The organism is Enterobacter cloacae complex sp. ECL72, assembly GCF_019056635.1.
Classification (GTDB): domain Bacteria; phylum Pseudomonadota; class Gammaproteobacteria; order Enterobacterales; family Enterobacteriaceae; genus Enterobacter; species Enterobacter hormaechei_C.
The window spans coordinates 4,337,571-4,358,469 of the sequence record NZ_CP077659.1 but is presented as its reverse complement, the minus strand read 5'-3'; the positions used below and the strand labels follow the sequence as shown (position 1 = coordinate 4,358,469).

The 20,899-nt window shown below is 57.8% G+C and carries 20 protein-coding genes; 12 read left to right on the top strand and 8 right to left on the bottom strand.

Going from position 1 to position 20,899, the window contains the following annotated elements:
* Nucleotides 1–33: 33 nt before the first annotated feature.
* The 3 genes from pfkA to cpxP all read right to left on the bottom strand — a co-directional run bounded on the left by pfkA (nucleotide 34) and on the right by cpxP (nucleotide 2,725).
* Entirely contained in the window at nucleotides 34–996 is a 963-nt protein-coding gene (pfkA, locus tag KTH07_RS21035; protein WP_003862009.1) for a 6-phosphofructokinase, read from the bottom strand.
* 184 nt (nucleotides 997–1,180) lie between these two features.
* Nucleotides 1,181–2,065: a CDF family cation-efflux transporter FieF gene (fieF, locus tag KTH07_RS21030; RefSeq protein ID WP_023304638.1), complete on the bottom strand. Its 885-nt coding sequence runs from the start codon at nucleotides 2,063–2,065 to the stop codon at nucleotides 1,181–1,183.
* Between the two features lie 153 nt (nucleotides 2,066–2,218).
* Nucleotides 2,219–2,725 (bottom strand): cell-envelope stress modulator CpxP, encoded by a 507-nt coding sequence (gene cpxP, locus KTH07_RS21025; RefSeq protein WP_003862006.1) that lies wholly within the window; start codon nucleotides 2,723–2,725, stop codon nucleotides 2,219–2,221.
* A gap of 150 nt (nucleotides 2,726–2,875) precedes the next feature.
* On the opposite strand from cpxP, the gene cpxR reads away from it, so the two are divergent.
* Together cpxR and cpxA are read left to right on the top strand one after the other, a co-directional pair.
* Nucleotides 2,876–3,574 carry an envelope stress response regulator transcription factor CpxR gene (cpxR, locus tag KTH07_RS21020; RefSeq protein WP_003862004.1) on the top strand — a complete coding sequence of 233 codons (699 nt, stop codon included), beginning with the start codon at nucleotides 2,876–2,878 and terminating at the stop codon, nucleotides 3,572–3,574.
* On the top strand, nucleotides 3,571–4,944 hold the full coding sequence (cpxA, locus tag KTH07_RS21015) for an envelope stress sensor histidine kinase CpxA (protein ID WP_015569937.1): 1,374 nt from the start codon (nucleotides 3,571–3,573) through the stop codon (nucleotides 4,942–4,944). Before cpxR ends, cpxA begins: the two co-directional genes overlap by 4 nt.
* A 43-nt stretch (nucleotides 4,945–4,987) precedes the next feature.
* Here the strand turns inward: cpxA and yiiM are convergent, their stop codons facing one another.
* Entirely contained in the window at nucleotides 4,988–5,671 is a 684-nt protein-coding gene (gene yiiM / locus KTH07_RS21010; RefSeq protein WP_023304640.1) for a 6-hydroxyaminopurine reductase, read from the bottom strand.
* Between the two features lie 66 nt (nucleotides 5,672–5,737).
* Nucleotides 5,738–6,358, bottom strand: a complete 621-nt coding sequence (sodA, locus tag KTH07_RS21005) for a superoxide dismutase [Mn] (RefSeq protein WP_003861999.1) — start codon at nucleotides 6,356–6,358, stop codon at nucleotides 5,738–5,740.
* 288 nt (nucleotides 6,359–6,646) lie between these two features.
* On the opposite strand from sodA, the gene rhaT reads away from it, so the two are divergent.
* Nucleotides 6,647–7,681, top strand: coding sequence for an L-rhamnose/proton symporter RhaT (rhaT, locus tag KTH07_RS21000; RefSeq protein WP_017694058.1), 1,035 nt, complete (start codon nucleotides 6,647–6,649; stop codon nucleotides 7,679–7,681).
* On the opposite strand, the gene rhaR is transcribed toward rhaT, so the two are convergent.
* Nucleotides 7,682–8,530 carry an HTH-type transcriptional activator RhaR gene (gene rhaR, locus KTH07_RS20995; RefSeq protein WP_017382695.1) on the bottom strand — a complete coding sequence of 283 codons (849 nt, stop codon included), beginning with the start codon at nucleotides 8,528–8,530 and terminating at the stop codon, nucleotides 7,682–7,684.
* A 73-nt stretch (nucleotides 8,531–8,603) separates the two neighbouring features.
* Nucleotides 8,604–9,440 carry an HTH-type transcriptional activator RhaS gene (gene rhaS / locus KTH07_RS20990; RefSeq protein ID WP_015569934.1) on the bottom strand — a complete coding sequence of 279 codons (837 nt, stop codon included), beginning with the start codon at nucleotides 9,438–9,440 and terminating at the stop codon, nucleotides 8,604–8,606.
* Nucleotides 9,441–9,741: 301 nt separating this feature from the next.
* On the opposite strand from rhaS (KTH07_RS20990), the gene rhaB reads away from it, so the two are divergent.
* The 9 genes from rhaB (at nucleotide 9,742) to rhaM (ending at nucleotide 19,627) form a co-directional block, all read left to right on the top strand.
* Nucleotides 9,742–11,211, top strand: a complete 1,470-nt coding sequence (rhaB, locus tag KTH07_RS20985) for a rhamnulokinase (RefSeq protein ID WP_023304642.1) — start codon at nucleotides 9,742–9,744, stop codon at nucleotides 11,209–11,211.
* Entirely contained in the window at nucleotides 11,208–12,467 is a 1,260-nt protein-coding gene (gene rhaA, locus KTH07_RS20980; RefSeq protein WP_023304643.1) for an L-rhamnose isomerase, read from the top strand. Before rhaB ends, rhaA begins: the two co-directional genes overlap by 4 nt.
* Before the next feature lie 95 nt (nucleotides 12,468–12,562).
* A complete protein-coding gene (gene rhaD / locus KTH07_RS20975; RefSeq protein ID WP_032620488.1) occupies nucleotides 12,563–13,393 on the top strand; it encodes a rhamnulose-1-phosphate aldolase in 831 nt (276 codons plus the stop codon).
* 82 nt (nucleotides 13,394–13,475) lie between these two features.
* The gene (gene rhaS / locus KTH07_RS20970; RefSeq protein WP_015569929.1) at nucleotides 13,476–14,462 is read left to right on the top strand and encodes a rhamnose ABC transporter substrate-binding protein; all 987 of its coding nucleotides are present in this window, start codon (nucleotides 13,476–13,478) and stop codon (nucleotides 14,460–14,462) included.
* A gap of 99 nt (nucleotides 14,463–14,561) precedes the next feature.
* Nucleotides 14,562–16,064, top strand: a complete 1,503-nt coding sequence (locus KTH07_RS20965) for a sugar ABC transporter ATP-binding protein (RefSeq protein ID WP_023304644.1) — start codon at nucleotides 14,562–14,564, stop codon at nucleotides 16,062–16,064.
* Complete coding sequence (locus KTH07_RS20960; protein ID WP_063162050.1) at nucleotides 16,065–17,069, top strand: ABC transporter permease; 1,005 nt, start codon at nucleotides 16,065–16,067, stop codon at nucleotides 17,067–17,069.
* Complete coding sequence (locus tag KTH07_RS20955; RefSeq protein WP_032620490.1) at nucleotides 17,066–18,070, top strand: ABC transporter permease; 1,005 nt, start codon at nucleotides 17,066–17,068, stop codon at nucleotides 18,068–18,070. The genes KTH07_RS20960 and KTH07_RS20955 overlap by 4 nt, the downstream gene beginning before the upstream one ends.
* 97 nt (nucleotides 18,071–18,167) lie before the next feature.
* Complete coding sequence (gene fucO / locus KTH07_RS20950; protein ID WP_003861980.1) at nucleotides 18,168–19,316, top strand: lactaldehyde reductase; 1,149 nt, start codon at nucleotides 18,168–18,170, stop codon at nucleotides 19,314–19,316.
* On the top strand, nucleotides 19,313–19,627 hold the full coding sequence (gene rhaM, locus KTH07_RS20945; protein WP_015569925.1) for an L-rhamnose mutarotase: 315 nt from the start codon (nucleotides 19,313–19,315) through the stop codon (nucleotides 19,625–19,627). The genes fucO and rhaM overlap by 4 nt, the downstream gene beginning before the upstream one ends.
* Here the strand turns inward: rhaM and KTH07_RS20940 are convergent.
* Nucleotides 19,615–20,892 (bottom strand): MFS transporter, encoded by a 1,278-nt coding sequence (locus KTH07_RS20940; protein ID WP_015569924.1) that lies wholly within the window; start codon nucleotides 20,890–20,892, stop codon nucleotides 19,615–19,617. The two genes, rhaM and KTH07_RS20940, sit on opposite strands and share 13 nt — an antisense overlap.
* Between the last annotated feature and the right edge of the window lie 7 nt (nucleotides 20,893–20,899).

Here is a 20,899-nt window from a genome sequence, read left to right as displayed (position 1 = left end):
ATTTACCTTGCCGCCACCGGGCAACAGAGCCAATCAGTACAGTTTTTTCGCGCAGTCCAGCCAGTCACCTTTGAACGGACGCTTCATGTTTTCAATGGCATCGATGATGTCATGGTGAACCAGTTTCTCGTTCTGAATACCGACGCAGCGGCCGCCGTGGCCCTGAAGCAGTAGCTCGATCGCGTACGCGCCCATGCGGGACGCCAGGATACGGTCGTACGGGCCTGGGGAACCACCACGCTGAATGTGACCCAGAACGGTCGCGCGGGTTTCGCGTTTGGTTTCGGTTTCGATGTACTTCGCCAGCTCGTCAACGTCACAGATGTGCTCGGTGATAGCAACGATGGCGTGTTTCTTACCTTTCGCGATACCGGCTTTGATTTCAGCGACCAGATCTTCACGGCTGAATTCCACTTCCGGCACCACCACGAACTCACAGCCACCGGCAATTGCCGCCGCCAGAGTCAGGTCACCGCAGTAACGGCCCATCACTTCAACAATAGAAATACGCTGGTGTGAGGAAGAGGTGTCACGCAGGCGGTCAATCGCTTCCACAACGGTACCCAGCGCGGTGAAGTAACCGATGGTGTAGTCGGTGCCTTTGATGTCGTTGTCGATGGTGCCAGGCAGGCCGATGCACGGGAAGCCCATTTCAGTCAGACGTTTTGCACCCATGTACGAGCCGTCGCCGCCGATAACCACCAGCGCATCCAGACCCCGTTTTTTCATGTTTTCGATAGCCACTTCACGGATGTGTTCGTCACGGAATTCCGGGAAGCGCGCAGAACCGAGGAAAGTACCGCCACGGTTGATCATGTCAGACACGCTGTAGCGGTCGAGCTGAACCATGCGGTCTTCATACAGACCCAGGTAACCGTCATAGATACCAAAAACTTCCAGACCTTCCGTCAGCGCTGCACGGACAACCCCACGGATTGCCGCGTTCATGCCCGGCGCATCACCGCCGCTTGTCAACACACCGATTTTCTTAATCATGACTACCTCTGAACTTAGGAATGCAAAATTGAAATCTGCTGCCGGAAGAAACTGTTCAACCGTCGAATACTGCAAATAGTATATCAATCCCTTCCAGCTGAATTGATTCAGGTCAGGCCATATGGTGGTAATTTATCCACAAAATGCTGCTCTGGCTCACTTTTTTACAACGAATTACGAAAGCTCAAAACGCCCTGGGTACGACAGAGCACGGATCCTGATGAATAATGACGTCTGACCCAGGGAAACGCTGCAAAATCGCCTGCTCCACCTGTTCAGCGACCATATGCGCCTGAACCAGTGGCAGGTTGTCTTCCATTTCCAAATGAATCTGAATAAAGCGGGTCGGCCCTGACTGCCGCGTACGAAGATCGTGAGCACCACTGACGCCAGGCCAGTTGGTCACGATGGCATAAATTTCATCACGTTCTGCGTCCGGAAGCGCACGGTCAAGAAGCGACTGCACCGCGTCATACCCCATCCGCAACGCGCTGTATAAAATATAGATCCCTATCCCTAACGCAAACAACGCATCGGCCCGATGCCAGCCATACCAGGCCAGACCGAGCGCAATAAGAATAGCCCCATTCATCATAACATCAGACTGATAATGAAGCATATCGGCCCGTACAGCCTGGCTTTGTGTTTTGCGTACAACCCAGCGCTGGAACGTTACAAGAACAAGTGTGCTTATAAGTGCAACTACCGTTACGACCACGCCAACGCCCGGATCGTTCATCGGAGAAGGCGAAATAAGGTGCTGAATGCCGGTCAAAAACAGGAAAAGGGCGGAGCCCGAAATAAACATGCTTTGTGCCAGCGCAGCCAGCGATTCCGCTTTGCCGTGGCCAAACGTATGCTCTTCATCCGCCGGTTGCAGCGAGTAGCGCACCACCAGCAGGTTGGTCAGCGAGGCGGCAATATCCACCAGTGAATCCACCAGCGCCGCCAGAATACTGACCGACCCGGTGTACCACCACGCGAAAATTTTAATGATCAGCAAACACGACGCCATCACCGTCGCGGCTATTGCGGCCCGGCTTACCAGCCGTCCATAGGATTGATTCATAAACACTCCTGTCATGCCATGGCGCTAGTATAACGGATGGTGGTGGAGTGAAAGGATGAATAAAGCGTTAACAAACCTGAACGATGGGCAAAAAAAACCCCCACATCATGTGGGGGAAGACAGGGATGGTGTCTATGGCAAGGAAAACAGGGTTTACTGGTTACTACGGGTACTGCTATTGCTACTGAAAAGCGTCATATCTGAGCTTCGCTGCATCCGTGCAACCTCACGCAACTGGTTCATCCGTTGCTGATGTTTGGTATTCAAAACCGCTTGCTGCTCGGGCGTTAGCAGGTGGAACATCTGGTTGCGAACCTTCGCCATCTCTACCTGGCGGGCAACCTGTTCCTGCGCCATTTTTTCGGCCTGAGCGCGTACAGCGCTTTCGTCAAAATTTTCTGCGGTGACAAGGCGATGCATTGTCTCCATTTCGCTAACATTAACAGGGGGCTGGTCGTGTCTTGCCCTCTGCATCAGATCTCGCATCTGTTGACGCTGATGTTCGGTTAAACTTATGCCGTCAAACATATGGCTTTGGCTGCTGTGCTGCGTTGCGCCCTCTGCTGAAGAACCGTTATCGCTGATGATAGCTACAGCAGCCTGGCTAAACGCACTGAAGGCCAGCGTTGAGGCCATGACGGCAGCGGTAACTTTGCGCATCACTTGCTCCCAAAATCTTTCGTGTCGCGATTCAACGAGAGACAGTCTACGATTCAGGCTGCAAACATGCGTCAGGGGGTGTAAAACAACGTAAAGTCATGGATTAGATAGCCTTGATGTCGTAATTTCTGCCTCGGAGGTATTTAAACAATGAATAAAATCCTGTTAGTTGATGATGACCGAGAGCTCACATCTCTTTTAAAGGAGTTGCTCGACATGGAAGGTTTCAACGTCCTGGTTGCCCATGATGGGGAACAGGCGCTGAGTCTCCTTGACGACAGCATCGATTTACTTTTGCTCGACGTCATGATGCCGAAGAAAAACGGTATTGATACGTTGAAAGAGCTTCGCCAGACACACCAGACCCCCGTCATTATGCTGACCGCACGCGGCAGCGAGCTTGACCGCGTACTCGGCCTTGAGCTGGGTGCGGATGACTATTTACCTAAGCCGTTCAACGACCGTGAACTGGTGGCCCGTATTCGCGCGATCCTGCGCCGCTCTCACTGGAGCGAGCAGCAGCAGAATACCGACAACAGCTCGCCTACGCTGGAAGTAGACTCCCTGAGCCTGAACCCGGGCCGCCAGGAAGCGAGCTTCGACGGTGAAACGCTGGAGCTAACCGGCACCGAGTTCACCCTGCTGTATCTGCTGGCGCAGCATCTCGGCCAGGTGGTGTCGCGTGAACACTTAAGCCAGGAAGTGCTGGGCAAACGCCTCACCCCGTTTGACCGCGCCATCGACATGCATATCTCGAACCTGCGCCGTAAGCTGCCGGAGCGTAAAGACGGTCATCCCTGGTTCAAAACCCTGCGTGGTCGTGGTTATCTGATGGTTTCCGCTTCATGATAGGCAGCTTAACCGCCCGCATCTTCGCCATCTTCTGGCTGACGCTGGCACTGGTTTTAATGCTCGTTTTGATGTTGCCAAAACTCGACTCACGCCAGATGACGGAGCTACTCGACAGCGAGCAACGTCAGGGCGTGATGATCGAGCAGCACGTGGAAGCGGAGCTGGCAAACGATCCGCCGAACGATTTAATGTGGTGGCGCAGGCTGTTTCGCGCTATCGACAAGTGGGCGCCCCCCGGACAACGTCTTTTACTGGTCACCAGTGAAGGCCGCGTGATTGGGGCCGATCGCAATGAAATGCAGATTATCCGCAACTTTATTGGCCAGGCGGATAATGCCGATCACCCACAGAAAAAGAAATATGGTCGGGTAGAGATGGTCGGTCCTTTCTCGGTGCGGGATGGGGAAGACAATTACCAGCTCTATCTGATTCGCCCTGCGAGCAGTTCCCAGTCCGACTTTATCAACCTGCTGTTTGACCGTCCGCTTTTGCTGTTGATTGTCACGATGCTGGTCAGTTCCCCGCTGCTGTTATGGCTGGCGTGGAGCCTGGCAAAACCGGCGCGTAAGCTGAAAAATGCGGCGGACGAAGTGGCGCAGGGCAACCTGAGGCAGCATCCGGAGCTGGAATCCGGGCCGCAGGAGTTCCTGGCCGCCGGAACCAGTTTTAACCAGATGGTCTCTGCTCTTGACCGCATGATGACCGCGCAGCAACGCCTGCTGTCGGATATCTCCCACGAGCTGCGGACGCCGCTCACGCGCTTACAGCTGGGTACCGCCCTGCTGCGCCGCCGCAGCGGCGAGAGCAAAGAGCTGGAGCGTATTGAGACGGAAGCGCATCGCCTGGACAGCATGATCAACGATCTGCTGGTGATGTCGCGCAATCAGCAGAAAAACGCGCTGGTGAGCGAAACGGTGAAAGCCAATCACCTCTGGCATGAGGTGCTGGACAACGCGGCGTTCGAAGCGGAGCAGATGGGCAAATCGTTCACCGTCAACTTCCCGCCGGGCCCGTGGCCGCTCTACGGTAACCCCAACACGCTGGAAAGCGCGCTGGAGAATATCGTGCGTAACGCCCTGCGCTATTCGCACACGAAGATTGAAGTGGCGTTTTCGGTGGATAAAGACGGGATTACCGTCATTGTCGATGACGATGGTCCTGGCGTCAGCCCGGAAGATCGCGAGCAGATTTTCCGTCCGTTCTACCGCACCGACGAGGCGCGCGACCGTGAATCTGGTGGTACGGGGCTAGGTCTGGCGATTGTTGAAACCGCCATGCAACAGCACCGTGGCTGGGTGAAAGCCGATGACAGCCCGCTGGGCGGGCTGAGGTTAACGCTATGGCTGCCGCTGTATAAGCGTTCGTAACCGTATGTGCCGGGTGGCGGCTTCGCCTTACCCGGCCTACTTTCTACGGAACCTCTTTCCCCCACAATCTCCGCGAACTGCTCTCGATCTTGCCGCTTAACCGCCGCTTCTGCATCGTTCTGGTCCAGCTGGTGGATAATCCCGCCGCTGACAGCAGGCGGTGATACTGCTCGTCATCAAACGGCATATGCCAGGCAATTGCGCAGGCCTCGTATACCGACACCTCACTCAAGCGCGAAGCCAGCTCAAGCGGCGCATCCGCCGAAACCTGTCCCGCCTGCACAACGCGATACAGCCAGCCGGTTTTACCCGCGTTTTGCAGCTGGGCCGACATATCCTGAATGCCGAAATGGTAATTAAGCTTAAAGCACGGTGAGCGCGGCTGGGTGACCTGAATCAAAGCATCGCCCCAGCGGTAAATATCGCCGATAAAGACGTTCTTCTCCGTCAGCCCCTCCGTTGAGAGATTTTCGCCAAACGCGGGGGCGACGAAGAGGTCCGTCTGTTCAGGAAATTCGGCTTTCCAGTGCTGATAGTGCTCGCGCGGATAGTGGCACAGCGCGCGATCAGGCCCGCCGTGGATTTTCTTTTCAGCCTGCTGGTCACCCGCAAGCCCGAGATCGGTCAACGTCAGCTCACCGTCGACCTGCACTTTGGCGATGGCGCTCGGGCGGCTGCCTTCGTACTCCCTTACCTTGCCTGTAAACACATTCACCGGGTAATGCATCTCCACTCCTTCAGATACAAAAAAAGCGAGTCATCAGACTCGCTTCTCACAGGCGTCAATGCAACCTTATTTTTTAGCGGCGAAACGCGCTGCTGCTTCGTCCCAGTTTACTACATCCCAGAAGGCTTTGATGTAGTCAGGGCGACGGTTCTGGAACTTCAGGTAGTAAGCGTGTTCCCACACGTCCAGACCCAGAATTGGGAAGCCGGATGCGCCAGAGATAGCTTCACCCATCAGCGGGGAGTCCTGGTTAGCGGTAGAAACGACCGCCAGTTTGTCACCTTTCAGGACCAGCCACGCCCAGCCAGAGCCGAAACGGGTTGCAGCGGCTTTTTCGAATTCCGCTTTGAAGTTGTCAACGGAACCGAAGTCACGCTCGATAGCCGCTTTCAGGTCGCCCTGAAGGGTGGTGCCGGTTTTCAGGCCTTTCCAGAACAGGCTGTGGTTAGCGTGACCGCCCGCGTTGTTGCGCAGCACGGTTTTCTTGTCTGCCGGCAGCTGGTCCAGTTTGGTGATCAGCTCTTCAACAGGCAGATTAGCGAACTCTGGCAGGCTTTCCAGCGCAGCATTCGCGTTGTTCACATAGGTCTGGTGGTGTTTAGTGTGATGGATTTCCATCGTCTGCTTGTCGAAATGCGGTTCCAGTGCGTCGTAGGCATACGGCAGGGATGGCAGTGTATAACTCATAATCCTCTCCATTATTGTCGGGCGGCACAGCTGTTAATGCCGCGTAAGCAGTTGGTTCATTATAGTTAATTAAATGATATTGAAAATGATTATCAATGCCGTAGTTTTTATAAGGTTATTAGATTTTTGATAAATGACAAAATTGTGAGTCTGCTCACGTGCTTAACGTGCTGATTGCCATCCTGAACAAAAGTGCGGCAACCTTCTGAAGGTTCCCAAACCGCCTCATTTTTACACTCATCAAGTCGGCGGGAAGCCTCCGGCTATAAAAACGATGAGGATGTAAAAATGAATCATGCGATTACGATGGGTATTTTCTGGCATTTGATAGGCGCGGCCAGTGCAGCCTGTTTCTATGCCCCGTTTAAAAAGGTGAAAGGCTGGTCATGGGAAACCATGTGGTCCGTTGGCGGCACCGTGTCCTGGCTGATTTTGCCGTGGACAATCAGCGCCATGCTGCTGCCCGATTTCTGGGGCTACTTCTCCTCCTTCAACGCCTCCACCCTGCTGCCGGTATTCCTGTTCGGCGCGATGTGGGGCATCGGTAATATCAACTACGGCCTCACCATGCGCTACCTAGGCATGTCGATGGGGATTGGCATCGCGATTGGCATTACGCTGATTGTTGGCACCCTGATGACGCCAATCCTCAACGGCCACTTCGACGTGCTGATCAACACTCAGGGCGGGCGAATGACGCTGCTGGGCGTGCTGGTGGCGGTGATCGGCGTGGGCATCGTCACCCGCGCAGGCCAGCTGAAAGAACGCAAGATGGGCATCAAAGCCGAAGAGTTCAACCTGAAGAAAGGGCTGCTGCTGGCGGTGATGTGCGGCGTCTTCTCGGCGGGCATGTCGTTCGCCATGAACGCCGCCAAACCGATGCACGACGCCGCTGCGGCGCTGGGCGTCGATCCGCTGTACGCTGCCCTGCCAAGCTACGTGGTGATCATGGGCGGCGGCGCGCTGGTAAACCTCGGCTTCTGCTTCATTCGTCTGGCAAAAGTGAAGAACCTGTCGGTAAAAGCCGACTTCTCGCTGGCAAAACCGCTTATCGTCACCAACGTCCTGCTCTCCGCCCTCGGCGGTCTGATGTGGTATCTGCAATTCTTCTTCTACGCCTGGGGTCACGCCAGTATTCCGGCGCAGTATGACTACATGAGCTGGATGCTGCACATGAGCTTCTACGTGCTGTGCGGCGGGCTGGTTGGGCTGGTGCTGAAAGAGTGGAACAATGCCGGGCGTCGTCCGGTTGGCGTGCTGAGCCTGGGCTGTGTGGTGATTATCATTGCGGCCAATATCGTCGGCCTCGGCATGGCGAACTGATTACGCTGCCTTTCGACTGCGATGACGCCACTGAACCGGCGTCATCCCCACCTCACGGTTAAACACCACCGAAAAGTAGTTACTGTCCTCAAAGCCGCAGCGCATCGCCACTTCACTCACCATCAGCTCCGTATGCTGTAACAGGTACTGGGCGTGGCAGATGCGCAGCTGGCGCAGATAGTGGTTGACCGTCATCCCCGTCTGGGTGCGGAACTGCTGGCGCAGCGCGCGCTCGCTGCACTGCTCCTGCTCGCAGAATTTTTCCAGCACGAAACTCTTGTTCAGACTGCCCGCAAGCCGGGTGATGAGCTTATCCAGCAGCGCTTCCTGCGTGGTGGCGGAGGGATTATCCGTGGCGTAACGATGGCGCTTCAGGGTCATCACCAGTTGGGCGAAAAGCAGCTCCGACATCTGGTTTGCCACCGGATCGCTCTTCTGGCTCTCCTGCTCCAGCTGGGAAATCGTCTGGCGCACCTGCGCCATGCCGTTGCTGCTTAAGCGCCAGTGCGGTTCGCCTCTGGCATCATGAAAACCGGGGATATTGCCCGCCCAGTCGACATTCAGTTTAAGCCTGTCGGGGCAGTAGATGACGTTCTGCAACACCAGATCGTTAACCGAGGCGTAGGAGTGTTTGTCTTCAGCGCGAATGTAAAACAGGTCTCCGCGCGTGATGCGGTAGGGACGGTCGTTGAGGACGTGCAGGCCGTTGCCCCGCCACACCAGCACCAGCTCGCAAAACTCGTGGGTGTGCTCGGCAAAGACGTTTTGCGGGTAGCGGTCGGCCACCGCGACGGCCTGACTCGCGGAGGCAAAAAAATCATCTTTGCGAAGAATGAGCTGAGCAGCCACACCATAACCTCTACGGCGAATAACCGGACATTATTAGCCTTTTTGCAGCAAAAAAACGGTGACTGCCCTCGCGTTACTGAAGCAACGCGTCTTTCCCCTGACGAATATCGCGCGGCGACCAGTTAAACTCCCGGCGAAAAAGCGTCGAAAAGTGGTTACTGTCGCCGAATCCGCAGCGATAGGCGATATCGGTGACGCTTTCATCGGTATGACGTAAAAGGTGCCGCGCTTTGATCAGGCGCAGACGGTTGAGGTAGCGCTGCGGCGTCAGCCCGGTATGCTGCTTGAGCTGACGATGCAGCGTGCGCAGCGAGAGCGAAAAGTCATCCGCCAGCGTTTCCCAGCAGACATCTTCGGCAAAATGATCTTCCAGCCAGGCCATCAGCTGATTCAGGCGCGCGTCGTTATTTTCCAGCCCTTCCACCAGGCTGCTGCGCCGCAGCAGCACCAGTAGTTGCATAAACAGCAGCTCGCGGGTGGCAATGGCGTGCGTCTCCTGTCCATCCTCGCTCTGCTCCATCTGGCTCACCAGCTGACGCACCTGCTGCAACGTGGACTGATTCACCCGCCAGTGCGAGGGGTAGTGACCGTCCTTCTCCTGCGGCAACAGCTGATTCAGCCCGGAGAGAAACTGGAACGCATCCGGAGAACGATAGAGCACATTGGTCAGGCAAAGGTTGTCGGTATGTTCATACAGGTGCCTGTCGTGATCGCGCACGAAGCACACCGTACCGCCGCTGATGGTATACGGCTGACCGTTAAACACGTGGATGCCCGTTCCGTGCTCAACAATCACAATTTCATGAAAATCATGATGATGCTCCGGGAACGCAGCCTGAGGCAGCCGTGGCTCAATCGCGACCGGCGAAGCCCCCGAAGGAAAAAAATCGACGCTGTGCAGTACGGTCATAACGGCCCCCACCAATGAGAAAAGTTCTCAAAATAGTAATTAAGGCCTTCCACGCTCACCTTAAATTTTTGACAGCAAACCGCGCAAAAGCTGTCGGTTTTTCAAGAAACAGGCGGAAAGATCAGGAAATGCGGTCAGCGTCACACTGCCTGCAAACCCCGCCATTACTGGAAACTGTGAACTCCCTCACGTTCATCTTTGCTTTCTTGCCAGCGCGAGATTTGGGCTGTCAGTGGCGAGAAGGTGGCTATTTCTTCCCTTTCTTACACTCCTCGCTAATGACTTAAGAAAGGACCCGACCATGACTTTTCGCCATTGTGTGGCTGTCGATTTAGGCGCATCAAGCGGCCGTGTAATGCTCGCCACCTGGGACTGCGACCTGCACACCCTTACGCTTCGCGAAATGCACCGTTTCGCCAATTGTCTGCAAAAACAGGACGGTTTTGTTACCTGGGATATCGACGCCCTGGAAGCAGAGATCCGCACCGGACTTCACAACGTCTGCGAAGACGGTATTCGCATCGACAGTATCGGCATTGATACCTGGGGTGTGGATTACGTACTGCTGGACAGTCACGGCGAACGCGTCGGCCTGCCCGTCTCCTACCGCGACAGCCGCACCGATGGGCTAATGGCGCACGCCATCGCCCAGCTTGGCAAGGAGAACATCTATGGTCGCAGCGGCATTCAGTTTCTGCCGTTTAACACGCTGTATCAGCTGCGCGCGCTGGTTGAGCAACAGCCAGAGCTGGTCGAAAAGGTGGCGCATGCGCTGCTGATCCCGGACTACTTAAGCTACCGTCTGACAGGCAACATGAACTGGGAATACACCAACGCCACCACCTCGCAGCTGGTTAACATCAACACCGATAACTGGGATGAACATCTGCTGGCCTGGACGGGCGCCTCGCCGTCCTGGTTCGGCGCGCCAACCCATCCGGGCAATGTGATCGGCCACTGGCTTTGCCCGCAGGGGAATGAAATCCCTGTTGTCGCCGTCGCCAGTCACGACACCGCGAGCGCGGTCATTGCCTCGCCGCTCGCCGGCAGAGACGCGGCGTACCTCTCTTCCGGCACCTGGTCGCTGATGGGCTTTGAGAGCAAAACACCCTACACCAGCGATGCCGCACTGGCGGCGAACATCACTAACGAAGGTGGCGCCGAAGGGCGCTACCGGGTGCTGAAGAACATCATGGGCCTGTGGCTTCTCCAGCGGGTGCTGAAAGAGCAGAACATCAACGACCTGCCCGCGCTTATCGCGGAAACCGAAACGCTGAAGGCCTGCACCTTCCTGATTAACCCGAACGACGACCGCTTTATCAATCCGGCGCACATGAGCGCTGAAATCCAGGCCGCCTGTTTTGAAGCGGGGCAGCCGGTACCTTCCCGCCCCGCCGAGCTGGCGCGCTGCATTTTTGACAGTCTCGCCCTGCTCTATGCCGACATCCTGAGCGAGCTGGCTGACCTTCGCGGCAAACCGTTCACGCAGCTGCATATCGTGGGCGGCGGCTGCCAGAACCAGCTGCTGAACCAGCTCTGCGCGGATGCCTGCGGCATTACCGTGGTGGCAGGTCCGATTGAAGCCTCCACGCTCGGCAATATCGGCATTCAGCTGATGACCCTGGACGAACTGTCCAACGTTGACGATTTCCGTTCGGTGGTGACGGCGAATAACAGCCTGACCACCTTCACCCCCCATCCCTGCCATGAAATTGCCCGCTACCGGGCGCAGTTTCAGCAAAAACGACTGACTAAGGAGCTTTGCGCATGACCACTCAACTTGAACAAGCCTGGGACCTGGCTAAACAGCGTTTCGCCGCCGTCGGCGTGGATGTCGAAGAGGCGCTGCGCCAGCTCGACCGTCTGCCCGTCTCCATGCACTGCTGGCAGGGTGATGACGTCGCCGGTTTCGAGAACCCGGGCGGTTCCCTGACGGGGGGGATTCAGGCCACGGGTAACTACCCGGGCAAAGCGCGCAACGCCACCGAACTGCGTGCGGATCTGGAGCTGGCGCTGAGCCTGATCCCCGGGCCAAAGCGCCTGAATCTGCACGCCATTTATCTCGAATCCGACGAGCCGGTGGCGCGTAACGAGATCAAACCAGAGCACTTTACGAACTGGGTGGCGTGGGCGAAAGCCAACCGGCTGGGTCTGGATTTTAACCCCTCCTGCTTCTCGCACCCGCTGAGCGCGGACGGCTTTACCCTTGCGCACGCCAACGATGAAATCCGCCAGTTCTGGATCGACCATGTCAAAGCCAGCCGCCGTGTCTCGGCGTATTTCGGCGAGCAGCTTGGCACGCCGTCGGTGATGAATATCTGGATCCCGGACGGCATGAAGGACATCACCGTAGACCGGCTGGCCCCGCGTCAGCGCCTGCTGGCCGCGCTGGATGAAGCCATCAGCGAGAAGCTGGACCCGGCGCACCACATCGATGCCGTCGAGAGCAAGCTGTTCGGCATTGGCGCAGAGAGCTACACCGTGGGCTCAAACGAGTTCTACATGGGTTATGCCACCAGCCGCCAGACCGCGCTGTGCCTGGATGCCGGCCACTTCCACCCAACCGAGGTGATCTCCGACAAGATCTCCGCCGCCATGCTCTTCGTGCCGCGCCTGCTGCTGCACGTCAGCCGTCCGGTGCGCTGGGACAGCGACCACGTGGTGCTGCTGGATGACGAAACCCAGGCCATTGCCAGCGAAATCATCCGCCACGATCTGTTCGACCGCGTACACATCGGCCTCGACTTCTTCGACGCCTCCATCAACCGCATCGCGGCGTGGGTTATCGGCACCCGCAACATGAAGAAAGCCCTGCTGCGCGCGCTGCTGGAGCCTGTCGCCGCCCTGAAACAGCTGGAAGAAAACGGCGACTACACCGCGCGCCTGGCGCTGCTGGAAGAACAGAAATCTCTGCCGTGGCAGGCGGTGTGGGAGATGTACTGCCAGCGTCACGATGCGCCTGCGGGCAGCCAGTGGCTGGACAACGTGCGGGCATATGAGAAAGACGTTCTTGCCGCTCGTCAGTAAAAACATTGCCCGGCGGCGCGTTGCTTGCCGGGCCTACAGGTAAAAGTAGGCCGGGTAAGCGTAGCTCCACCCGGCATTTTCAAAGGAAACACAGTATGCAGACCATCACCACCTCCTGGTTCGTCCAGGGCATGATCAAAGCCACCTCCGATGCCTGGCTGAAGGGCTGGGACGAGCGCAACGGCGGCAACCTGACGCTACGCCTGGACGACGCGGATATCGAGTCATTTGCCGCCGATTTCCACCAGAAGCCGCGCTATATCGCCCTGAGCCAGCCGATGCCGCTGCTCGCCAACACGCCGTTTATCGTCACCGGTTCCGGGAAGTTCTTCCGCAACGTTCAGCTCGACCCGCAGGCCAACCTCGGCGTAGTGAAAGTGGATAGCGACGGCGCGGGCTACCACATTCTGTGGGGGCTGACGGATGAGGCGGTGCCCACCTCAGAACTGCCGGCGCACTTCCTCTCCCACTGCGAGCGCATCAAGGCGACCAATGGCAAGGACCGCGTGATCATGCACTGCCACGCCACCAACCTGATCGCCCTGACCTACGTGCTGGAAAATAATTCTGATTTCTTCACCCGCAAACTGTGGGAAGGCAGCACCGAGTGTCTGGTGGTGTTCCCGGACGGCGTCGGCATTCTGCCGTGGATGGTGCCGGGCACCGACGAAATCGGCCAGGCAACCGCGACGGACATGCAGAAACATTCACTGGTGCTGTGGCCGTTCCATGGCGTCTTCGGCAGCGGCCCGACGCTGGATGAAACCTTCGGCCTGATCGACACCGCCGAGAAATCCGCGGAAGTGCTGGTGAAGGTCTATTCCATGGGCGGCATGAAGCAGACCATCACCCGGGAAGAACTGATCGCCCTGGGTAAACGCTTTGGCGTCACCCCCATGCAGTCGGCGTTAGATTTGTACCAATAACAACATCGCGCCCCGCTCACCGAGACGGGGCGAAAACCACCTGCAATCCCTACAACTAACTCAAGTCAGTGGAGTAAAAGCAATGAAAATAAAAGCAAGCTTGATCCTCACCGTTGCCGCTCTGGCGTTGTCCGGTTCCGCTTTAGCAGAAGTGAAAATCGCCCTGGTGGCGAAGTCCTTAGGGAATGGATTCTTCGAGGCAGCGAACGTCGGCGCGCAGGAGGCGGCCAAAGAGTTAGGCGATGTAAAAGTGATTTATACCGGCCCGACCACCACCACGGCGGAAGCGCAGATCGAGGTGCTGAACGGGCTGATCGCCCAGGGCGTGGATGCGATCGCGATTTCCGCGAACGATCCGGACGCCGTCGTGCCGGTGCTGAAAAAAGCGATGCAGCGCGGCATCAAGGTTGTGTCGTGGGATTCCGGCGTGGCGAAAGCCGGGCGTCAGATCCATCTCAACCCGTCCAATAACGCCCTGATTGGCGAAACTAACGTCAAGCTCGCCGCCGATGCCCTGAAAGCGCTGAACGTGGAGAAAGGCGATGTGGCGGTGCTGAGCGCCACGCCAACCTCCACCAACCAGAACACCTGGATTGCGGAGATGAAAAAGGTGCTGCCGAAGTACCCGTCCGTCAATCTGGTGACCGTGGCCTACGGGGACGATCTCTCTGACAAGAGCTACCGCGAAGCGGTCGGCCTGCTGAAAACCTACCCGGAGCTGAAAGTGATTGTTTCGCCTTCTTCCGTGGGCATTGTGGCCGCCGCGCAGGCGGTGAAGGACCAGGGCAAGATTGGCAAAGTGTACGTCACCGGTTTAGGCCTGCCGTCTGAGATGGCGGGCGCGGTGAAGTCCGGCGCGAGCAAGAGCTTTGCCATCTGGAACCCGATTGACCTCGGCTATGCCGCAACCTACCTGGCGGATGACCTGGTGAAAGGCAACGCCACGAAAGGCGAGGCCAGCATGGGCAAACTGGGCAAAGTGAAGCTGGATGCCGACGGCAACGGCGCGATGGCCGAGCCGTTCGTTTACGATGCCAGCAATATTGATAAGTTCTCAAAAATCTTTTGATGCGATTTGTAGGCCGGATAAGCGTAGCGCCATCCGGCAAAAGGCGGGTGGCGCTGCCGCTTACCCGCCCTACAAATTCCCCTGTCCAGGAGAACTATCATGACCCCATTGCTACAGCTTTCTGGCATCACCAAGGTGTTCCCCGGCGTGCGTGCTCTTGAGAACGTGCAGCTTGCGCTGTGGCCCGGCAAAGTGACGGCGCTTATCGGCGAAAACGGCGCGGGCAAGTCGACACTGGTCAAAGTGATGACCGGCATATACCAGCCCGACGAGGGCGAAATTCTTTACAAGGCGATCCCCGTTCACCTTCCGACGCCGGAGTCGGCGCATAAAATGGGCATCACCGCCATTCACCAGGAAACCGTCCTGTTCGATGAACTCTCGGTCACCGAAAATATCTTTGTCGGTCAGTACCTTCACAAAGGCTTCCTGAAAAAGCTCGACTGGCCGGAAATGCACCGCCGGGCGCAGGCTATTCTCGCCCGCCTTGAGGTGCAAATCGACCCGCGCGCAACGCTGAAAACCCTGAGCATCGCCCAGCGTCACATGGTGGCGATTGCCCGCGCGCTGTCGTTTGAGGCGCAGGTGGTTATTCTTGATGAACCTACAGCGGCGCTGTCACAGCATGAAATCCTCGAGTTTTACCAGATTGTGGAGCGCTTAAAGCAGGAGGGAAAAGCCATCCTGTTTATCTCCCACAAGTTCGACGAGATTTTTGAGCTGGCCGATCACTACACCATTTTGCGCGACGGCGTGTTCGTCGGTGCAGGGGCAATAAATGAGATCACCGAGGAGCGGATGGTGTCGATGATGGTCGGGCGCGCCATTACCCAAACCTTCCCGAAAATAGACTGCGAAAAAGGCGAGACGGTGCTGGAGGTGAAAAACCTCTGCCATCCAACCGAGTTTGCGCATATCTCATTCTCCCTGCGTAAAGGGGAAATCCTCGGCTTTTACGGGCTGGTGGGTGCCGGGCGTACCGAGCTGATGCAGGCGCTTTCCGGCGTCACGCGGCCATCGTCCGGGGAAATTATCCTCAACGGACAGCCCCGGCGCTTCCGCCAGCCTGCGGATGCGATCAAGGCCGGTATCGTCTGCGTGCCGGAAGAAAGGCAGAAACAGGGGGCGATTATCGCCCTGCCGATTGCCCAGAACATCAGCCTGCCTCAGCTCAGCAGGCTCAATCCGAACGGCGTACTGCACGACGACCGCGAAAGGAAGCTGGCAGACGAATACGCCAGGCGCCTGCAAGTGAAAGCCTTCAGCTGGAAGCAGGCGGTGGAGACCCTCTCTGGCGGCAACCAGCAAAAGGTGGTGATCGGCAAATGGCTGGCGACGCACCCTGACGTGATCATCCTCGATGAGCCAACAAAAGGCATCGATATCGGCTCAAAGGCAGCCGTGCATCAGTTTATGTCCGAGCTGGTCAGTCAGGGGCTGGCGGTGATTATGGTCTCGTCCGAACTGCCGGAAGTGATGGGCATGGCGGATCGCATTATCGTCATGCACGAGGGGCTGATGGTGGCCGAATACCAGGCGGGAGACGCGACGGCGGAAACCATCGTCAGCGCCGCCAGCGGTGCAAAACAGGAGGCGGCATAAATGCTTAGCTCACTCTTAAAACACCGCGAGGCGCTGCTTGGCGCGGTGATTGTCCTGATGGTCGTCGCCATTGGCAGCCGCGTGCCATCGTTTATCGCACCGGGCAACCTGGTGGAGATGTTTAACGACACCGCCATTCTGATCGTCCTCGCGCTCGGGCAGATGATTGTGCTGCTCACTAAAGGCATAGACCTGTCGATGGCGGCTAATCTGGCCCTGACCGGGATGATTGTCGCCCTGATTAATTTCCATTACCCGGACGTGCCCGTCTGGGCGCTGCTGATCCTTGCCAGCGCGCTTGGGCTGCTGATGGGCGCAATAAACGGCCTGCTGGTGTGGAAACTGGGCATTCCGGCGATTGTGGTGACGCTCGGCACCATGAGCATCTACCGCGGAATGATCTTTTTGCTCTCCGGCGGCGGCTGGGTGAACTCCAACCAGATGGGTGCAGACTTCCTCGGCCTGCCGCGTGCGTCAGTGCTGGGCCTGCCGGTGCTGAGCTGGTGCGCCATCGCCGTACTGCTGCTGGTGGGCTACTTCCTGCGCTACAGTCGCACCGGACGGGCGCTCTACACCGCCGGCGGGAACGCCACGGCAGCGTACTACACCGGGATCAACGCCGGGAAAATGCAGTTCATCAGCTTCTGCCTTTCCGGTCTGCTGGCCGGGTTCTGCGGCTACCTGTGGATATCACGCTTTGCCGTTGCGTATGTTGACGTCGCTAACGGTTTTGAATTGCAGGTGGCGGCAGCCTGTGTGATTGGCGGGATCAGCACCATGGGCGGCACCGGCCGCGTGCTCGGCTGTCTGTTCGGGGCGCTGTTCCTTGGCGTCATCAACAACGCCCTGCCGGTGATCGGCGTCTCCCCGTTCTGGCAGATGGCGATTTCCGGCTCGGTCATTGTCATCGCTGTGCTGCTGAACGAGCGCGGCAACAAGCGCAAAGGCAGGCTGATCCTGCGCGACGCGGCGCTGGCACGTCAGAAACTGGCGGTGAAACCATGAGCAAAATGATGACATCTGAAGAGTTCAAACCCACTTCTGCGCCGGGCATCTTCCAGCGCCTGCTGTGCTGGGAGGGCTTCCTGCTGGCGGTGACGCTGGCGGTGTTTGTGGTGAACGCGCTCGCCTCGCCCTACTTCCTCAATATCTGGAACCTCTCCGACGCGATGTTCAACTTCACGGAAAAAGCGATCATTGTGTTGCCGATGGCGATGCTGATTATCGCCCGGGAAATTGACCTGTCTGTGGCCTCCACCATCGCGCTCAGCTCCACGTTGATGGGCTTTTGCGCGGCAGCGGGCGTCGATACGCCACTGCTGGTGTGCGTGGGATTAGGCGTCGGGCTACTGTGCGGGCTGTTCAACGGTATTCTGGTGACGCGCTTTAACCTGTCGTCCATCGTCATCACCATCGGCACCATGAGCCTGTACCGCGGGATCACCTACATCCTGCTCGGGGACCAGGCGCTGAACAGCTACCCGGAGAGCTTCGCCTGGTTCGGCCAGGGCTACGTCTGGGGTGCGCTGTCGTTTGAGTTCGCGCTGTTTATCGTGCTGGCCGCTCTGTTTGCCTTTGTGCTGCACCGCACCAATTTTGGCCGCCGCACCTACGCCATCGGCAACAACCCGACCGGCGCGTGGTACTCCGGCATCAACGTGAAGCGCCACAACCTGATCCTGTTTGCGCTGGTAGGACTGATGTCCGGCCTGGCGTCGGTGCTGCTCACCTCGCGTCTGGGCAGTACCCGCCCGACCATCGCGATGGGCTGGGAGCTGGCGGTGGTGACGATGGCGGTGCTCGGCGGCGTCAATATTCTCGGTGGGTCCGGCAGCATGGTGGGCGTGATTATCGCCGCCTTCCTGATGGGGCTGGTGACCTTTGGCCTGAGCCTGCTCAACGTGCCCGGCATCGTGATGTCGGTGATTATCGGCGCGATGCTGATCGTGGTGATTTCGCTGCCGATTATTACCCGCCGGGTGATGCAGCGAAGACGGATCTCATAGCCGGGTGGCACTGCGTTTACCCGGCCTACTTAACCGTAGGCCCGCGCAAGCGCAGCGCCGCCGGGCATAAAAATCACAGTAATTAAGGAGAATTATCATGAGCTTTATGTTGGCACTCCCCAAAATCAGCCTGCACGGCGCGGGCGCGATCGGCGATATGGTCAATCTGGTGGCAAACAAACAGTGGGGAAAAGCGCTGATTGTCACCGACGGCCAGCTGGTGAAACTTGGCCTGCTCGACAGTTTGTTTTCCGCGCTCGACGCCCATCAGATGTCGTATCACCTGTTCGATGAGGTATTCCCGAATCCGACGGAAGCGCTGGTGCAAAAAGGCTATGCGGCATATCAGGATGCGGAGTGTGATTACCTGATTGCCTTTGGCGGCGGCAGCCCGATTGATACCGCCAAGGCGATCAAAATCCTCACCGCCAATCCCGGTCCGTCAACCGATTACTCCGGCGTCGGCAAAGTAAAAAACGCGGGCGTACCGCTGGTGGCGATCAACACCACCGCAGGCACGGCGGCGGAGATGACCAGCAACGCGGTGATCATTGACGCCGCGCGACAGGTGAAAGAGGTGATTATCGACCCGAACATCATCCCGGATATCGCCGTGGACGATGCCAGCGTGATGCTTGATATTCCGGCCTCCGTGACCGCCGCAACCGGCATGGATGCCTTGACCCATGCGATTGAAGCCTACGTGTCCGTCGGCGCGCACCCGCTTACTGATGCCAACGCGCTGGAAGCGATTCGCCTGATCAACCTGTGGCTGCCGAAAGCGGTCGACGACGGTCACAACCTGGAAGCGCGCGAGCAGATGGCCTTTGGTCAGTATCTGGCGGGCATGGCGTTTAACAGCGCCGGTCTGGGGCTGGTGCACGCCCTGGCGCACCAGCCGGGCGCGACGCACAACCTGCCGCACGGTGTGTGCAACGCCATTCTGCTGCCGATCATCGAAAACTTTAACCGCCCGAACGCGGTCGCACGTTTCGCCCGCGTGGCGCAGGCGATGGGCGTTGACACGCGCGGCATGAGCGACGAAGCCGCCAGCATGTCAGCTATTCAGGCGATTCGCGACCTGAGCGCCCGGGTCGGCATTCCGTCCGGCTTCAGCCAGCTCGGCGTGACCAAAGCGGACATCGAAGGCTGGCTGGATAAAGCCCTCGCCGACCCGTGCGCGCCGTGCAACCCGCGCACCGCCAGCCGCGATGAGGTCCGCGAGCTGTACCTGGAGGCATTATGATCCGCAAAGCGTTTGTGATGCAGGTAAACCCGGACGCGCACGAGGAGTACGCACGTCGCCACAACCCGATCTGGCCCGAGCTGGAAGCGGTGCTGAAAGCCCACGGCGCGCACCACTACGCCATCTATCTCGACAAAGCTCGCAACCTGCTGTTTGCGACGGTGGAGATTGAATCGGAAGAGCGCTGGAACGCGGTGGCAAACACCGATGTCTGCCAGCGCTGGTGGAAATATATGGGTGACGTTATGCCGTCGAACCCGGATAACAGCCCGGTGAGTTCGGCGCTGAAAGAGGTGTTTTACCTGGACTGATGTGTTAACGCTGCTGCCCCCGAGGCGGCAGCAATCTCCCGCCTGCCACTCAGCGTAAACGCCGACACCACCGTGATCGCCAGCACGAAGCAGCCCAGTATCAGATACGTCTCCTGGAAGCCGACCCGGTCATACATATTTCCGGCAAAGGCGGAGAGGAAGATCGCCGCCGACTGTTTGGCAAACTGGAAGCCAATCAGGTAGATGGTGGCCGACAGGCGCGTATCAAACACCCCGGTGATGTACTTGAATGCCCCCACCAGCAGGAACGGGACTTCCAGCGCGTGCAGCATCTTCAGGGCAATCACCTCCACGGCAGTGGTGGCAAACGACGAGCCGATAATGCGCGTCGCCATGATCACCCCGGCAATCAGCAGCGTGTTTTTCGCGCCGATGCGGTTAATGATCCACGGCGAGCAGAACATAATGATCGCGTTACAGATTTCCCCCGCCGTGGTGGCGAAACCAAAGGCACGGGTCCCCTCCTGCGGCGTGGCGAAGAAGGTTTTGAAGAAGGTGGCAAACTGCTGGTCGAAGACGTCATACACGCAGGCCACGCCAATCACGTACAGGATGAACATCCACATTCTGCGCTGGCGGAACAGGGTAAAAACGGTTTTAGCGGTGATCTGCGGCTGATTCGCGCCCAGGGCGTTCATCACCTGCGCCGTCTGGTTAGGCTTCGGTTTCGCGACCACCAGCAGCAGCATCAGCAACAGCGCCGCGGCCGACCCCATCCAGAAGACGTACGACGGATCGATGCCGAACAGGATGCCGCCCGTTGAGGCGCACAGCCCCCAGCCGAGACAGCCGAACATACGCGCCTTGCCGTACTCAAAAAAGCTGTTGCGGCTTACGCGCTCAATATAGGCCTCAATCGCCCCCGACCCCGCTGAGAAGACAAAGCCGATATACAACCCACCGCTCAGCGCCCCCAGCCAGATATTGGTTTTCAGCAGCGGGGCGAAGACGTACAGGAAGAACGGCGCGAACAGGAACAGCAGCACCGAGATGATCCAAAGCAGGTGTTTTTTCAGCCCCAGCTTGTCCGAAATGACCCCCAGCACCGGCTGGAAGGCAATGGCCGACAGCGAGATGCAGGAGAAAACAATCCCGGTATGGGTTTTGTTCAGGCCGATGATGTCCGACAGCCAGATCGGCAGGAACGGAAAGCAGGTGGCCATGATGAAGAAGTAGAGAAAGAAGAACAGCCCGAAGATCCAGAAATTAGGGTTGTCTTTGTGGGTACAGGTTGTTGTGTTCATTATTTTT

Coding starts and splice junctions, on each gene's coding strand:
- pfkA (WP_003862009.1), bottom strand. CDS start 996: ATGATTAAGAAAATCGGTGTGTTGACAAGCGGCGGTGATGCGCCGGGC.
- fieF (WP_023304638.1), bottom strand. CDS start 2,065: ATGAATCAATCCTATGGACGGCTGGTAAGCCGGGCCGCAATAGCCGCG.
- cpxP (WP_003862006.1), bottom strand. CDS start 2,725: ATGCGCAAAGTTACCGCTGCCGTCATGGCCTCAACGCTGGCCTTCAGT.
- cpxR (WP_003862004.1), top strand. CDS start 2,876: ATGAATAAAATCCTGTTAGTTGATGATGACCGAGAGCTCACATCTCTT.
- cpxA (WP_015569937.1), top strand. CDS start 3,571: ATGATAGGCAGCTTAACCGCCCGCATCTTCGCCATCTTCTGGCTGACG.
- yiiM (WP_023304640.1), bottom strand. CDS start 5,671: ATGCATTACCCGGTGAATGTGTTTACAGGCAAGGTAAGGGAGTACGAA.
- sodA (WP_003861999.1), bottom strand. CDS start 6,358: ATGAGTTATACACTGCCATCCCTGCCGTATGCCTACGACGCACTGGAA.
- rhaT (WP_017694058.1), top strand. CDS start 6,647: ATGAATCATGCGATTACGATGGGTATTTTCTGGCATTTGATAGGCGCG.
- rhaS (WP_015569934.1), bottom strand. CDS start 9,440: ATGACCGTACTGCACAGCGTCGATTTTTTTCCTTCGGGGGCTTCGCCG.
- rhaB (WP_023304642.1), top strand. CDS start 9,742: ATGACTTTTCGCCATTGTGTGGCTGTCGATTTAGGCGCATCAAGCGGC.
- rhaA (WP_023304643.1), top strand. CDS start 11,208: ATGACCACTCAACTTGAACAAGCCTGGGACCTGGCTAAACAGCGTTTC.
- rhaD (WP_032620488.1), top strand. CDS start 12,563: ATGCAGACCATCACCACCTCCTGGTTCGTCCAGGGCATGATCAAAGCC.
- rhaS (WP_015569929.1), top strand. CDS start 13,476: ATGAAAATAAAAGCAAGCTTGATCCTCACCGTTGCCGCTCTGGCGTTG.
- KTH07_RS20965 (WP_023304644.1), top strand. CDS start 14,562: ATGACCCCATTGCTACAGCTTTCTGGCATCACCAAGGTGTTCCCCGGC.
- KTH07_RS20960 (WP_063162050.1), top strand. CDS start 16,065: ATGCTTAGCTCACTCTTAAAACACCGCGAGGCGCTGCTTGGCGCGGTG.
- KTH07_RS20955 (WP_032620490.1), top strand. CDS start 17,066: ATGAGCAAAATGATGACATCTGAAGAGTTCAAACCCACTTCTGCGCCG.
- fucO (WP_003861980.1), top strand. CDS start 18,168: ATGAGCTTTATGTTGGCACTCCCCAAAATCAGCCTGCACGGCGCGGGC.
- rhaM (WP_015569925.1), top strand. CDS start 19,313: ATGATCCGCAAAGCGTTTGTGATGCAGGTAAACCCGGACGCGCACGAG.
- KTH07_RS20940 (WP_015569924.1), bottom strand. CDS start 20,892: ATGAACACAACAACCTGTACCCACAAAGACAACCCTAATTTCTGGATC.